The organism is Staphylococcus schweitzeri (assembly GCF_002902405.1).
In the GTDB taxonomy this organism is placed as follows: Bacteria; Bacillota; Bacilli; order Staphylococcales; family Staphylococcaceae; genus Staphylococcus; species Staphylococcus schweitzeri.
Map to the genome: position 1 here is coordinate 147,791 of NZ_PPQS01000026.1, position 16,542 is coordinate 164,332.

The following is a 16,542-nucleotide window of genomic DNA, read 5'->3' on the forward strand; positions in this document are numbered from 1 at the left end:
CTAATAAGGAAGACTTGGAAAGTACACTTATTTAATGAAAAGTTGATGTTTTAGCCATTAATTGTTGGATGAGTGTTAGTAATATGCCTATATCACTCTTCGTATAAGGTTCTTTTGTTATTGCACATATTGTTCTTTTTAGTTCGGTATGGTCTAGTTTAATATCTACCCAATCTTTAGATTTAGGTAAATGTGTATTATGTGATGAAATAATATAGCCTTCTTTTTGACGTAGTAAGTATTGCGCAAGTGGTTGGCTATTAATAGTGTAAACGTCGGATTTGATAACTTTTTGCAATTGCTTTTTTACAGTTTCAGCAAATGGTGCTAAGCAATAAAAATGGTGATGCTCAAACTGTACTAACGGTGGATGTGTCGTCATTGTAATAGGATCATCTGATGGTGCATACAAATGGTAGTGTTCTTCAAATAAAGGCAACATATGTAATTGTTTATGTTTACTAATTTCAGGTGTAAGCTCTGTAAAACCAATATCAATATTACCATTTAACACGCTATTAATAATTGTGTCATGTTGTAATAAATTAGGGATGACATGTGTATCATTTTGTAAATGGAATGTTTGGATAAGTGGCAATAACATATGAGATACATCACTTTCATCATAACCAATGTATATGCTTTTATTTTTAGTTAATCCATGGCTTTGAAATTGTTCAATCGTACTATCTAAATGTTCTATAATTTGTAATGCTTCATTAAATAATAATTTACCTTCTGACGTGAGTGTTATGTTGCGACCGTGTTTTTTAAATAATGACACGTTAAGTTCTTGTTCTAGTAAAGTAATTTGTCGGCTAATCGCAGATTGCGCAATATTTAATTCTAGTGCAGTTTCGGAGATATGTTCTCTTTTAGCAACCTCAATAAAATATCGTAATTGTTTAATTTCCATAGTGAAATTTGCACCTCCAAAAACGAGTGTTTTGTAACTATTATAGCAATATTGTTGGTAAATGTTCTATTTTTTAGATGAATATCTTCTATTTTATATATTGAACAGATAAATTTTTTAGATTATAGTAATTATCATTAATAACTAATATCAGAATATTCTAAAAAAAGGGGTGTGCATCATGCACAATGAGAAATTAATTAAAGGCTTATATGACTATCGTGAGGAACATGATGCGTGTGGTATTGGTTTTTATGCGAATATGGACAATAAAAGGTCTCACGAAATCATAGATAAATCACTTGAAATGTTGCGACGCTTAGACCATAGGGGCGGGGTCGGTGCTGATGGCATTACTGGTGATGGCGCAGGTATCATGACTGAAATACCATTTGCATTTTTTAAACAACATGTAACGGACTTTGAGATCCCAGGTGAAGGTGAATATGCCGTGGGGTTATTTTTTTCCAAAGAACGCATTTTAGGTTCTGAACATGAAACGGTTTTTAAAAAATATTTTGAAGGCGAAGGGTTATCAATTCTTGGTTATCGTAATGTACCAGTTAATAAAGATGCCATTGCTAAACATGTAGCAGATACGATGCCAGTCATTCAACAAGTATTTATTGATATTAGGGACATTGAAGATGTTGAAAAGCGTTTGTTTTTAGCGAGAAAACAATTAGAGTTTTATTCGACTCAATGCGATTTAGAATTGTATTTTACGAGTTTATCACGCAAAACAATTGTATATAAAGGTTGGTTACGATCAGACCAAATTAAAAAGCTATATACAGATTTATCGGATGACTTATATCAATCAAAGCTAGGTTTAGTTCATTCGAGATTTAGTACGAATACATTCCCGAGTTGGAAAAGGGCGCATCCTAACCGTATGTTAATGCATAATGGTGAGATTAACACGATTAAAGGTAATGTGAATTGGATGCGAGCACGCCAACATAAATTAATCGAAACATTATTTGGTGAGGACCAACATAAAGTGTTTCAAATTGTGGATGAAGACGGAAGTGACTCTGCAATTGTAGATAATGCATTAGAATTCTTGTCATTAGCGATGGAGCCAGAAAAGGCAGCGATGCTACTCATACCTGAACCATGGTTATACAATGAAGCGAACGATGCCAATGTACGTGCGTTTTATGAATTTTATAGTTATTTAATGGAACCGTGGGATGGTCCTACAATGATTTCGTTCTGTAACGGTGACAAACTTGGCGCACTGACAGATAGAAATGGATTACGTCCAGGTCGTTATACTATTACTAAAGATAACTTTATTGTCTTTTCGTCTGAAGTGGGTGTTGTGGACGTACCAGAAAGTAATGTTGCTTTTAAAGGACAATTGAATCCCGGAAAGTTATTGTTAGTTGATTTTAAAGCGAATAAAGTTATTGAAAATAATGATTTAAAAGGTGCGATTGCAGGAGAATTACCTTATAAAACATGGATTGATACACATAAAATTGACTTTGATTTTGAAAATATAGCGTATCAACCTTCCAAATGGCAAGATGATACGTTATTTAAATTGCAACGACAATTTGCCTATACGAAAGAAGATATTCATAAGTATATTCAGGAACTTGTGGAAGGTAAAAAGGATCCTATTGGCGCTATGGGGTATGATGCACCAATTGCAGTATTAAACGAGCGACCAGAATCATTGTTTAATTATTTTAAACAGTTATTTGCACAAGTAACGAATCCACCAATAGACGCATATCGTGAAAAAATTGTTACGAGTGAGTTATCTTATTTAGGTGGAGAAGGGAATTTATTAGCACCTGATGAAACTGTTTTAGATCGTATTCAGTTGAAGCGACCAGTATTAAATGAAGAACATTTAGCTTTTATTGATCAAGATCATTTTAAAATAACTTATTTATCAACATTATATGAGGGTAACTTGGAAGATGCGCTTGAAATAATAGGTCGTGATGCCGTTAATGCAGTGAAGCAAGGTGCTCAAATTCTAGTATTAGATGATAGTGGTTTAGTTAATGAAAATGGTTATGCAATGCCTATTCTATTAGCAATTAGCCACGTGCACCAATTATTAATTAAAGAGAATTTACGCATGTCTACAAGTTTAGTTGCTAAGTCTGGTGAGACAAGAGAAGTGCATCATGTTGCTTGTTTGCTAGCGTATGGTGCTAATGCGATTGTGCCATATCTAGCGCAACGTACAGTTGAACAATTGACACGCTCAGAAGGTTTAAAGGGTGAAGTTGCTCAAAATGTTAAGACATATACAGATGTATTGTCGGAAGGTGTTATTAAAGTAATGGCTAAAATGGGCATTTCCACAGTGCAAAGTTATCAAGGTGCGCAAATTTTTGAAGCGATTGGATTATCGGATGACGTTATTGACCGTTATTTTACAGGAACTCAGTCTAAGTTATCTGGTATTTCGATAAATCAAATTGACGCTGAAAATAAAGCACGTCAACAAAGTGATGATAATTATCTTGCATCAGGTAGTACGTTCCAATGGAGACAACAAGGACAGCATCATGCGTTTAATCCGCAATCTATTTTCTTGCTACAACATGCTTGTAAGGAAAATGACTATGCACAATTTAAAGCTTATTCTGAAGCGGTGAATAAAAATAGAACGGATCATATTAGGCATTTATTTGAATTTAAAGCATGTACACCAATTGATATTAATCAAGTTGAGCCAGTAAGCGAGATTGTAAAACGTTTTAACACGGGTGCAATGAGTTATGGTTCGATTTCAGCAGAGGCGCATGAAACATTAGCACAAGCAATGAATCAATTAGGTGGTAAGAGTAATAGTGGTGAAGGTGGCGAAGATGCCAAACGTTATGAAGTACAAGTTGATGGAAGCAACAAAGTAAGTGCGATTAAACAAGTTGCTTCTGGACGTTTTGGGGTAACAAGCGATTACTTACAACATGCCAAAGAAATTCAAATTAAAGTTGCGCAAGGTGCGAAACCAGGTGAGGGTGGTCAATTACCTGGTACAAAGGTATATCCGTGGATTGCGAAGACAAGAGGATCTACACCGGGTATCGGTCTAATTTCACCACCACCACATCATGATATTTATTCGATAGAAGATTTGGCACAATTGATACATGACTTGAAAAATGCGAATAAAGATGCAGATATCGCTGTAAAATTAGTTTCGAAAACGGGTGTTGGTACCATTGCATCTGGGGTGGCAAAAGCATTTGCAGATAAAATTGTCATCAGTGGTTACGATGGTGGTACAGGGGCTTCACCTAAAACAAGTATTCAACATGCCGGTGTTCCTTGGGAAATTGGCTTAGCAGAAACGCATCAAACATTAAAGCTTAATGACTTGAGAAGTCGCGTTAAGTTAGAGACGGACGGTAAGTTATTAACTGGTAAAGATGTAGCGTACGCATGTGCGCTTGGAGCGGAAGAATTTGGATTTGCAACAGCACCATTAGTTGTATTGGGCTGTATTATGATGCGTGTATGTCATAAAGATACCTGTCCAGTAGGTGTTGCAACTCAAAACAAAGATTTACGTGCTTTATATAAAGGTAAGGCACATCATGTCGTTAATTTTATGCATTTTATTGCACAAGAATTAAGAGAAATATTAGCATCTTTAGGTTTGAAACGTGTAGAAGACTTAGTTGGAAGAACTGATTTATTACAACGATCATCAGTTGTAAAAGCGAATAGTAAAGCAGCTACGTTAGCTGTTGAAAAGTTATTGTGTCCATTTGATGGGCCGAATACAAAAGAAATTCAACAGGATCATCGCTTAGAACATGGATTTGATTTATCAAATGTTTATGAAGTTACTAAATCTTACATTGCTGAAGGACGCCGATATACTGGTAGCTTCACAGTAAATAATGAACAACGTGATGTAGGTGTTATTACTGGTAGCGAAATATCAAAACGTTATGGAGAAGAAGGGCTTCCAGAAAATACAATCAATATTTATACAAATGGACATGCTGGACAAAGTTTAGCAGCCTATGCACCGAAAGGTTTGCTTGTTCATCATACAGGTGATGCTAATGACTATGTAGGTAAAGGGTTATCTGGTGGCACGGTAATTGTTAAAGCGCCTTTTGAAGAACGACAAAATGAAATTATTGCTGGTAACGTATCATTTTATGGTGCCACAGGTGGTAAAGCATTCATTAACGGTAGTGCCGGAGAACGATTCTGCATTAGAAATAGTGGTGTAGATGTTGTCGTAGAAGGTATAGGTGACCATGGATTAGAATATATGACTGGTGGACATGTTGTCATTTTAGGTAATGTTGGTAAAAACTTTGGTCAAGGTATGAGTGGTGGTATTGCATATGTTATTCCATCAGATATAGAAACGTTTATGGAAAATAACCGATTAGATACTTTATTATTTACAACAATTAAACATCATGAAGAAAAAAACTTGATTAAACAAATGTTAGAAGAGCATGTAACTCATACAAATAGTACTAGAGCGATTCAGATTTTAAAACATTTCGATCGTATTGAAGATATTGTGGTCAAAGTTATTCCAAAAGATTATCAATTGATGATGCAAAAAATTCATCTACACAAATCATTGCATGACAATGAAGATGAAGCGATGCTAGCTGCATTTTACGATGAGAGCAAAACGATTGACGCTAAACATAAACCGGCAGTTGTGTATTAAGGAAAGGGGGAGATACTATGGGTGAATTTAAAGGATTTATGAAGTATGAGAAACAGTATTTAGGTGAACTATCACTTGTAGACCGTTTAAAACATCATAAAGCTTACCAACAACGATTTACTAAAGAAGATGCCTCTATCCAAGGTGCACGATGCATGGATTGTGGAACGCCATTTTGTCAAACTGGCCAACAGTATGGTAGGGAAACAATAGGTTGTCCAATTGGAAACTACATTCCTGAATGGAACGACTTAGTGTATCATCAAGATTTTAAAACTGCTTATGAACGCTTAAGCGAAACAAATAACTTTCCTGACTTTACAGGGCGTGTATGTCCTGCACCATGTGAAAGTGCTTGTGTGATGAAGATTAATAGAGAATCGATTGCGATTAAAGGTATTGAACGCACAATTATTGATGAAGCTTTTGAAAATGGTTGGGTAGCGCCGAAAGTTCCGAGTCGCCGTAGAGATGAAAAAGTAGCAATCGTTGGAAGCGGTCCAGCAGGATTAACTGCTGCTGAAGAACTGAATTTACTAGGATATCAAGTGACTATTTATGAACGTGCTAGAGAATCAGGTGGTTTATTAATGTATGGTATACCTAATATGAAGCTTGATAAAGATGTGGTTCGACGTCGTATTAAGTTAATGGAAGAAGCGGGTATTACTTTCATTAATGGTGTTGAAGTAGGCGTTGATATTGATAAAGCAACGTTAGAATCTGAGTATGATGCCATTATATTATGTACTGGTGCACAAAAAGGTAGGGATTTACCTTTGGAAGGCCGTATGGGTGAAGGTATACATTTTGCTATGGACTATTTGACTGAACAAACACAACTTTTAAATGGTGAAATTGATGATATCACTATTACAGCGAAGGATAAAAATGTCATCATTATTGGTGCTGGTGATACAGGTGCAGACTGTGTAGCAACAGCATTAAGAGAAAACTGTAAATCGATTGTTCAATTCAATAAGTATACGAAATTACCTGAAGCCATTACATTTGAAGAAAATGCTTCATGGCCATTAGCGATGCCAGTATTTAAAATGGATTATGCGCATCAGGAATATGAAGCTAAGTTTGGTAAAGAACCACGTGCATATGGTGTTCAAACGATGCGTTACGATATAGATGACAAGGGTCACATTCGCGGTTTGTATACACAAATTTTAGAGCAAGGTGACAATGGTATGGTAATGAAAGAAGGACCTGAAAGATTTTGGCCTGCAGAGCTTGTATTGTTATCTATTGGATTTGAAGGTACAGAACCAACAGTGCCGCATGCTTTTAATATTGAAACTGATCGAAATCGAATTGTGGCAAATGATACAAATTATCAAACTAATAATGAAAAGGTATTTGCTGCTGGGGATGCTAGACGCGGTCAAAGTTTAGTTGTATGGGCGATTAAAGAAGGTAGAGGCGTAGCGAAAGCAGTAGATCAGTATTTAGCGAGTAAAGTTTGTGTTTAATCTTTGTGTGAAATTGGTGGTTACGTTGACGTTGTATAGTGCTGAATTGAAAAGAAAACGACTCAATATCTATCAACGTCAAATACCATCTTTGTAATATAGATACAAAGGTTCGTATGACTGCTGATTAATTATAAGTAGGGATTTTTTACATTCATTTTATAGGTCAACTGTAGTGGATGACAATGATTTGTGATAATCATGTAATGCTTAAAAACGATATTGACTTTTACAGAACGTTCATATATGATAAATATTGTGTTTAGGAGGAATACCCAAGTCCGGCTGAAGGGATCGGTCTTGAAAACCGACAGGGGCTTAACGGCTCGCGGGGGTTCGAATCCCTCTTCCTCCGCCATCAATATTAATATTAAATACTATATATAAAAAAGGTAAGTACTCAAAGTTTGAGTGTTTACCTTTTTTATTTTCGTTTGAATGACTCGTATTTCTGACTATAGTAATGATAAGTCATTGAGATAGGAAGGGCATTTGGCTTGTGCATTTTACATAGCTAAATGTCTTTTTAATTTTATGAAATATGATGGACACTTTGTGGGTGAGTTTACGATTTATAAAAATATCTTCTTTAAATTTAGAGCGATACACATCTATTCTTTATGGTAGTGAGGAGATGTTGAAGGGATGTTAATAACGCGATTGTAGCGAGGAAGTATTGTTACATAGTAGTTATTGTCCATTGATTTTCAGAAATTGCTACATTATATAATTGTGGCAATATTAAAACATTTAGATGAAAGCCTTTACATAACTTGTCTAGACAAGTTATACTCTTTTTAAGACATTAAGGGAGTGAAGTTCATGGCTGTAAAAAGAGAAGATGTAAAAGCCATCGTTACCGCAATTGGGGGAAAAGAAAATCTAGAAGCTGCAACACATTGTGTAACAAGATTGCGTTTAGTGCTTAAAGATGAAAGTAAAGTTGATAGAGATGCATTAAGTAATAACGTTTTGGTCAAGGGGCAGTTCAAAGCGGATCATCAATATCAAATCGTGATTGGTCCTGGAACAGTGGATGAAGTGTATAAGCAATTTATTGATGAAACTGGCGCACAAGAGGCTTCGAAAGATGACGCTAAACAAGCTGCAGCTCAAAAGGGGAATCCAGTGCAACGTTTGATAAAGTTATTGGGTGATATTTTTATACCGATTTTACCAGCGATTGTGACAGCAGGTTTATTAATGGGGATTAATAATTTGCTTACAATGAAAGGATTATTTGGTCCGAAAGAACTCATTGTGATGTATCCGCAAATAGCTGATATTTCAAATATGATAAACGTCATAGCAAACACCGCTTTTATTTTCTTACCTGCACTAATTGGTTGGAGTAGTATGCGTGTGTTTGGGGGTAGTCCTATTTTAGGGTTAGTACTGGGGTTAATATTAATGAATCCGCAGTTAGTTTCGCAGTATGATATAGCAAAAGGTCATATTCCAACATGGAATCTTTTTGGATTAGAGATTAAACAATTAAATTATCAAGGACAAGTGTTGCCGGTTTTAATTGCAGCTTATGTTTTAGCTAAGATTGAAAAAGGATTAAATAAAGTTGTTCATGATTCTATTAAAATGTTGGTGGTAGGCCCTGTTGCTCTGTTAGTTACTGGATTTTTAGCTTTTATCGTAATCGGACCTATTGCTTTGATGATTGGAACTGGTATTACAACAGGTGTTACATTTATTTTCCAACATGCTGGTTGGTTAGGTGGTGCAATTTATGGTTTGCTATATGCACCGCTTGTAATTACTGGCTTGCATCATATGTTTTTAGCAGTAGATTTTCAATTAATGGGTAGCAGTTTAGGCGGTACATACTTATGGCCAATCGTGGCAATCTCAAATATTTGTCAAGGTTCAGCAGCATTTGGTGCATGGTTTGTATATAAACGACGCAAAATGGTTAAAGAAGAAGGTTTAGCATTAACATCTAGTATTTCTGGTATGTTAGGTGTTACGGAGCCTGCCATGTTTGGTGTAAACTTACCTTTAAAATATCCATTTATCGCCGCAATATCAACATCTTGTGTATTGGGTGCAATCGTTGGTATGAATAATGTACTTGGAAAAGTTGGTGTCGGCGGTGTACCGGCGTTGTTTTCAATTCAAAAGGAATTTTGGCCTGTGTACCTTGTTGTAACCGTAATTGCAATTGTTGTACCATGTATATTAACGATTGTGATGTCTAATTTTAGTAAACAAAAAGCAAAAGAAATTGTTGAAGATTAATAAAATAAAAAAGGGGCGTTCGTTATTTAGGACGCCTTTTATCATGTTATAAGGTGGTCATCGTGTGTTGAAAGAAATAGATTGGAGAAAGTCAGTAGTATATCAAATATATCCTAAGTCATTTAATGATACGACAGGAAATGGTGTAGGTGATATCAATGGTATTATAGAAAAATTAGATTATATCAAATTGTTGGGCGTCGATTATATTTGGTTAACACCAGTGTATGAATCGCCAATGAATGATAATGGTTATGATATAAGCAATTATTTAGAAATAAATGAAGACTTCGGTACGATGGACGATTTTGAAAGGTTAATTAATGTTGCACATGAAAAAGGTTTGAAAGTGATGTTAGATATTGTAATCAATCATACATCGACGGAGCATGAATGGTTTAAAGCGGCTCGTAAATCTAAAGACAATCCATATAGAGATTTTTACTTTTTCAAAGCATCTGAGGATGGTCCTCCGACAAATTGGCATTCCAAATTTGGAGGAAATGCATGGCAATATGATCCTGTAACAGATGAATATTATTTACATTTATTTGACGTGAGTCAAGCTGATTTGAATTGGGATAATCCCGAAGTACGTCAATCGTTATATCGAATAGTTAATCATTGGATAGACTTTGGCGTTGATGGCTTTCGATTTGATGTAATTAATTTAATTTCTAAAGGTGAATTTAAGGACTCTGACAAAATAGGTAAAGAATTTTATACGGATGGTCCTAGAGTGCATGAGTTTCTGCATGAATTAAATAGTCAAACGTTTGGTAACACGGACATGATGACGGTTGGAGAAATGTCTTCTACTACAATTGAAAACTGTATTCAATATACGAAGCCCGAGCGTCAAGAATTGAATAGTGTCTTTAATTTCCATCATTTAAAAGTGGACTATATTGATGGTGAAAAATGGACGAATGCGAAACTTGATTTTCATAAGTTAAAGGAAATCCTGATGGAATGGCAAAGAGGTATTTATGAAGGTGGCGGATGGAACGCAATTTTTTGGTGTAATCACGATCAACCAAGAGTGGTTTCAAGATTCGGTGATGATACGTCGGAAGAAATGAGAGTGCAAAGCGCTAAGATGTTAGCTATTGCATTGCACATGCTTCAAGGAACGCCATATATTTATCAAGGTGAAGAAATTGGTATGATGGATCCACACTTTACTTCAATAGAGCAGTATCGTGATGTTGAATCAATCAATGCATATCATCAGTTGTTAAGTGAGGGACATACGGAAGCGGAAGTGTTAGAAATTTTAGGACAAAAGTCGCGAGACAATTCAAGAACACCAATGCAATGGAATGATAATATGAATGCTGGGTTTACAGTAGGTAAGCCTTGGATAGATATTCCTTCAAATTATAGAAATATTAATGTTGAAAAAGCACTTCAAGATAAAGCTTCGGTTTTTTACACGTATCAAAAATTAATACAATTGAGACATACGCATGATATTATTACGTATGGAGATATTGTGCCACGTTATATGGATCATGACAGTTTATTTGTTTATGAGCGTCATTACAAAGGTCAACAATGGTTGGTGATTGTAAATTTCTCATCTAACAATGTTACATTACCCGATGGATTACATTATGAAAGTGATATTGTGATTCAAACAGGTACGATAGAAAATAATGTGATAAGCGGTTTTGGAGCAATTGTGGTCGAAACGAACACGTAAAATAAATTAAGTGGATGCGTAAATATGATGAAACAAAAGAAGTTTATTAAAATTTATGAAGCATTGAAAGCTGATATATTGAATGGAAAGATTCAATACGGAGAACAAATTCCATCTGAACACGAATTGGTAAAGTTATATAGTTCTTCGCGAGAAACTGTACGTAAAGCATTAGATTTATTGGCTTTAGATGGTATGATTCAGAAGATTCACGGTAAAGGGTCACTTGTCATTTATCAAGAAATGACAGAATTTCCATTTTCAGAATTAGTTAGTTTTAGAGAAATGCAAGAAGAGATGGGTGTTTGTTATTTAACTGAAGTTGTTGTGAATGAGGTTGTTGAAGCGCATGATGTTCCGGAAGTTCAACGTGCATTGAACATAGAGTCAAGTGAGCAACTCATTCATATAGTAAGAACGCGTCGACTTAATCAACATGTAAAGATTGTTGATGAAGATTATTTTTTAAAGTCATTCGTTACTAGTATTAGTAATGAGGTTGCAAGCAACTCTATTTATGATTATTTAGAAAAAGAATTAGATCTTAATATAAGTTATTCAAGTAAGTCGATTACTTTCGAACCATTTGATGAACAGGCACATCAATTGTTTGGTGATATATCTATTCCATTTTCAGCAACGGTTAGAAGTGTTGTGTATTTAGAAAATACATCTCCATTTCAATATAATATATCGAAGCATCTAGCTAATGAATTTAAATTTAATGACTTCTCAAGACGTCGATCTAAGTAAACAATGATATAAAACATTTATACTTGCAATTAACTATTAAAATATAGTAATATATATCTTGCCGTGCTAGGTGGGGAGGTAGCGGTTCCCTGTACTCGAAATCCGCTTTATGCGAGGCTTAATTCCTTTGTTGAGGCCGTATTTTTGCGAAGTCTGCCCAAAGCACGTAGTGTTTGAAGATTTCGGTCCTATGCAATATGAACCCATGAACCATGTCAGGTCCTGACGGAAGCAGCATTAAGTGGATCATCATATGTGCCGTAGGGTAGCCGAGATTTAGCTAACGACTTTGGTTACGTTCGTGAATTACGTTCGATTCTTAGGTGCACGGTTTTTTATTTTTAAACATAAATTTAATATCTTTGATTAAAACTTGAAATCATTATACATAATAGCAAAAGCTACTTTCTTTAAACGACTCGGCGTAATCGCTCTTGAGTAAATGTTTATTGGCAGTAGCTTTTTTATATGTTAATTAAGAAGAACAGTTAGCGATAATATTACTATTATGTTGTTTGAATTATGTATTTGAGCTTTTTTATATGATTGTTTTTAATAAAGTAATGATGGTGAAATAAACTATAGTGTCTTACAATGGAAGTATTAATTTGATTAATTATTTTACATTAATTGTAAAGCGATGCGTTTGGAGGACTTATGCAAATATATTTAAGTACACTAACAGAACTTGATTATGATAAATCTTTAAATAGTATTGAAGAAAGTTTTGATATCAATCCAGAAACGAGCTGGCAGGCACGTGGGAAAGTGAAGAATTTACGGAAGTCGCCATATTATAATTTTGAATTAGAAGTAATAGCTAAAAATGAAAACAATGATGTGGTGGGACATATATTGTTAATAGAAATAGAAATTAACAGTAAGGATAAAACATATTATGCTTTGGCGATTGCGTCATTGTCAGTTAAACCAGACTTACGTAATCAAAAGTTGGGTCGAAGTTTAGTACAAGCTGTTGAAGAACGTGCGAAAGCCCAAGAATACAGTACGATTGTTGTAGATCATTGTTTGGATTACTTTGAAAAGTTAGGATATGAAGATGCTTCGGCGCAGGATATTGAAGCAGTAGAGGGTAATGCGCCGTTACTTGTGAAATTTTTATGGGATAATTTAACGGATGCACCACATGGAATCGTAAAGTTTCCAGAACATTTTTATTAAATGTTCGATTGAGAAGTAATCGTATTATCATGATATAATGAAAAGTAATTGTTTATGGAGGTGCTAACTTGAATTATCAAGCCTTATATCGTATGTATAGACCCCAAAGCTTTGATGATGTAGTCGGACAAGAACATGTAACGAAGACATTACGTAATGCGATTTCAAAAGAGAAACAATCGCATGCTTATATTTTCAGTGGTCCAAGAGGTACGGGAAAAACGAGTATTGCCAAAGTGTTTGCTAAAGCAATCAATTGTTTGAATAGTAATGATGGAGAACCTTGTAATGAATGTGCCATATGTAAAGGTATTACACAAGGAACTAATTCAGATGTTATTGAAATAGATGCAGCTAGTAACAATGGTGTTGATGAAATTAGAAATATTAGAGATAAAGTTAAATATGCACCGAGTGAATCGAAATATAAAGTTTATATCATTGATGAGGTTCATATGTTAACAACTGGTGCATTTAATGCACTTTTGAAAACATTAGAAGAACCACCAGCACATGCTATTTTTATTTTAGCAACAACTGAACCACACAAAATTCCTCCAACAATTATATCTAGAGCGCAGCGTTTTGATTTTAAAGCAATAAGTTTGGATCAAATTGTTGAGCGATTGAAATTTGTAGCGGATGCGCAAGCGCTTGAATATGAAGAAGAAGCGTTAATGTTTATTGCGAAAGCATCTGAAGGTGGTATGCGTGATGCGTTAAGTATTATGGACCAAGCTATTGCATTTGGTGATGGTACGTTAACATTGCAAGATGCACTGAATGTTACAGGTAGCGTACATGATGAAGCACTTAATCAATTGTTTGAAGATATTGTACAAGGTGATGTACAATCATCTTTTAAAAAATATCATCAATTTATAGCAGAAGGTAAAGAAGTGAATCGTTTAATTAATGACATGATTTATTTTGTCAGAGATACGATTATGAATAAGACTGCTGATAAAGATAGCGATTATCGTGCATTAATGAACTTAGATTTAGAAATGCTGTATCATATGATAGACCTTATCAATGATACGTTAGTTTCTATACGTTTTAGTGTGAATCAAAATGTTCATTTTGAAGTGTTGCTAGTGAAATTAGCTGAACTGATTAAAGGGCAATCACAAGGCGTTACGAATGTAGTTGAACCGGTACCAATTGCTGCTGCACCTAGTTCAGATGTGTTGTTGCAACGTATGGAACAGTTAGAGCAAGAACTTAAGGTGTTGAAAGCGCAAGGTGTAACTGCAGCGCCTACGCAAAAAAATTCGAAAAAACCTGTAAGAGGTATACAAAAATCTAAAAATGCATTTTCGATGCAACAAATTGCGAAAGTATTAGATAGAGCCAATAAAGCCGATATCAAATTGTTGAAAGATCATTGGCAAGAAGTGATTGATCATGCTAAAAACAATGATAAGAAATCGCTTGTTAGTTTATTGCAAAACTCTGAACCTGTTGCAGCAAGTGAAGATCATGTGCTTGTGAAGTTTGAAGAAGAAATTCATTGTGAAATTGTTAATAAAGACGATGAGAAACGTAATAATATAGAAAGTGTCGTTTGTAATATCGTCAATAAAAACGTTAAAGTGGTTGGTGTACCGTCTGATCAATGGCAAAGAGTTAGAACGGAATATCTACAAAATCGCAAACATGATAATGACGAAATGCCAAAGCAGCAAGTACAACAAACTGATATTGCTCAAAAAGCGAAAGACCTTTTTGGTGAAGAAACGGTACATGTTATTGATGAAGAGTGATACATGACAAGCGATATAATCGTATGTATAATGGAAGAAACATCATTTTATTGATAAATATTTATTGATTTTCAAGGAGGAAATGGAATATGCGCGGTGGCGGAAACATGCAACAAATGATGAAACAAATGCAAAAAATGCAAAAGAAAATGGCTCAAGAACAAGAAAAACTTAAAGAAGAGCGTATTGTAGGTACAGCTGGTGGTGGCATGGTTGCAGTTACTGTAACTGGTCATAAAGAAGTTGTTGACGTTGAAATCAAAGAAGAAGCTGTAGACCCAGATGATATTGAAATGCTACAAGATTTAGTGTTAGCTGCTACTAATGAAGCGATGAACAAAGCTGATGAGCTTACTCAAGAACGTTTAGGTAAACATACTCAAGGCTTGAACATCCCTGGAATGTGATAGTAGATGCATTATCCAGAACCTATATCAAAATTAATTGATAGCTTTATGAAATTGCCAGGCATTGGTCCTAAGACAGCCCAACGTCTGGCTTTTCATACCTTAGACATGAAAGAAGACGATGTTGTTCAATTTGCTAAAGCTTTAGTAGATGTTAAACGAGAGTTAACATATTGTAGTGTATGTGGTCATATTACTGAAAATGATCCTTGTTATATTTGTGAAGACAAACAAAGAGATCGTTCAGTTATTTGTGTGGTCGAAGATGATAAAGATGTTATTGCAATGGAAAAAATGAGAGAGTATAAAGGTTTATATCATGTATTACATGGATCTATTTCTCCAATGGATGGGATTGGGCCAGAAGACATTAATATTCCTTCATTAATTGAACGCTTGAAAAGTGATGAAGTTAATGAGCTCATTTTAGCTATGAACCCTAACTTAGAAGGGGAATCGACAGCGATGTATATTTCTAGATTAGTTAAGCCTATAGGTATAAAAGTAACAAGATTAGCACAAGGGTTGTCTGTAGGTGGTGATTTAGAATACGCAGATGAAGTAACACTATCTAAAGCGATTGCTGGTAGAACAGAAATGTAATGTCTTCTATTAAACATTTTTGAATTTAATACTATAGTAAGAAAAGTCACAGTGTAATCATTGTGGCTTTTTTTATGGTGTGGTGTACTACTTTATTTGTGGTGTGTTGGTGGCATGGTTTAGCTAGTTTTACTGAGGGATGGGTAATCTTAAAGAAGCAAATCGTTGGTTGTGATTTGTTACATCTAATAGTAATGATTCGAATTGGATTATCGAAGTAGGAATAACGTTGTGGTGTGTTGGTGTTATTAATTTGATAAATGCGGTTGATGGTTAATGACTATGCAAATGAAATTCTTTTGTAATTGAAATGATAGATGCTGGCTTAGTAGTTGTATTTCTTTGGTTTAAAGCTTATTAAGTCAGCCTGTATAGCGGTGTTTTGAGAGATTATTTAAAACTTGTAAATTTATTTTTAATTTCTGGTAAAAAAATAACGTTCTGTTTTGCGGTTTTTTTATTATCTTTTCATAAAAATAACCACCTTATTTGTTTTAGAAAACGTACTATTCACAATTGTAATTTCTTTAAGTTCGATTTTTAGAATGAGAGCGTTCAGAATGGATAGTAAAGGTGTAATTTTTACTGTTGTTAAGCAGTTTGAAAGCCTGTATAGTATTTATTTGTTGAGGCAAACAAAACAACTCGACTTAAGAAATAACTTGAATTACTAACGAAAATTAATTTTAAAAAGTTGTTGACTTAAATGTTAATAAAATGTATAATTAATTCTTGTCGGTAAGAAAAATGAACATTGAAAACTGAATGACAATATGTCAACGTTAATTCCAAAAAACG

General features: G+C 34.6%; 10 protein-coding genes, 1 tRNA gene, 1 other RNA gene and 1 pseudogene. 12 read left to right on the plus strand and 1 reads right to left on the minus strand.

All coding sequences use genetic code 11. From position 1 onward, the window contains the following. Window positions 1-31: 31 nt before the first annotated feature. Entirely contained in the window at window positions 32-916 is an 885-nt protein-coding gene (gltC, locus tag CD116_RS05800; protein WP_047423759.1) for a glutamate biosynthesis transcriptional regulator GltC, read from the minus strand. Between the two features lie 181 nt (window positions 917-1,097). Here gltC and gltB point away from each other — a divergent pair, with 181 nt between their 5' ends. From gltB to CD116_RS05860, 12 genes and pseudogenes are all read left to right on the plus strand, one after another. Beyond that, complete coding sequence (gene gltB, locus CD116_RS05805; RefSeq protein WP_047548495.1) at window positions 1,098-5,597, plus strand: glutamate synthase large subunit; 4,500 nt, start codon at window positions 1,098-1,100, stop codon at window positions 5,595-5,597. Between the two features lie 17 nt (window positions 5,598-5,614). Further along, entirely contained in the window at window positions 5,615-7,078 is a 1,464-nt protein-coding gene (locus tag CD116_RS05810) for a glutamate synthase subunit beta (protein WP_047548492.1), read from the plus strand. A 265-nt stretch (window positions 7,079-7,343) separates the two neighbouring features. After that, window positions 7,344-7,436, plus strand: a tRNA-Ser gene (locus CD116_RS05815). A gap of 464 nt (window positions 7,437-7,900) precedes the next feature. Continuing rightward, window positions 7,901-9,328 (plus strand): PTS system trehalose-specific EIIBC component, encoded by a 1,428-nt coding sequence (gene treP / locus CD116_RS05820; RefSeq protein WP_047548489.1) that lies wholly within the window; start codon window positions 7,901-7,903, stop codon window positions 9,326-9,328. A 64-nt stretch (window positions 9,329-9,392) separates the two neighbouring features. Further along, window positions 9,393-11,033 carry an alpha,alpha-phosphotrehalase gene (gene treC / locus CD116_RS05825; RefSeq protein WP_047548486.1) on the plus strand — a complete coding sequence of 547 codons (1,641 nt, stop codon included), beginning with the start codon at window positions 9,393-9,395 and terminating at the stop codon, window positions 11,031-11,033. A 24-nt stretch (window positions 11,034-11,057) separates the two neighbouring features. Continuing rightward, entirely contained in the window at window positions 11,058-11,786 is a 729-nt protein-coding gene (gene treR, locus CD116_RS05830; RefSeq protein ID WP_047548482.1) for a trehalose operon repressor, read from the plus strand. A 61-nt stretch (window positions 11,787-11,847) separates the two neighbouring features. After that, window positions 11,848-12,117, plus strand: an RNA gene (ffs, locus tag CD116_RS05835) — signal recognition particle sRNA large type. A gap of 326 nt (window positions 12,118-12,443) precedes the next feature. Then, window positions 12,444-12,968, plus strand: a complete 525-nt coding sequence (locus CD116_RS05840) for a GNAT family N-acetyltransferase (protein WP_047548479.1) — start codon at window positions 12,444-12,446, stop codon at window positions 12,966-12,968. Window positions 12,969-13,036: 68 nt separating this feature from the next. Further along, window positions 13,037-14,734 carry a DNA polymerase III subunit gamma/tau gene (dnaX, locus tag CD116_RS05845; protein WP_047548478.1) on the plus strand — a complete coding sequence of 566 codons (1,698 nt, stop codon included), beginning with the start codon at window positions 13,037-13,039 and terminating at the stop codon, window positions 14,732-14,734. An 89-nt stretch (window positions 14,735-14,823) separates the two neighbouring features. After that, on the plus strand, window positions 14,824-15,141 hold the full coding sequence (locus CD116_RS05850; RefSeq protein WP_001213992.1) for a YbaB/EbfC family nucleoid-associated protein: 318 nt from the start codon (window positions 14,824-14,826) through the stop codon (window positions 15,139-15,141). A 6-nt stretch (window positions 15,142-15,147) separates the two neighbouring features. Next, window positions 15,148-15,744, plus strand: a complete 597-nt coding sequence (gene recR, locus CD116_RS05855; RefSeq protein WP_000559158.1) for a recombination mediator RecR — start codon at window positions 15,148-15,150, stop codon at window positions 15,742-15,744. A gap of 208 nt (window positions 15,745-15,952) precedes the next feature. Further along, window positions 15,953-16,049: pseudogene (locus CD116_RS05860) on the plus strand (hypothetical protein). The last annotated feature ends 493 nt before the right edge of the window (window positions 16,050-16,542 follow it).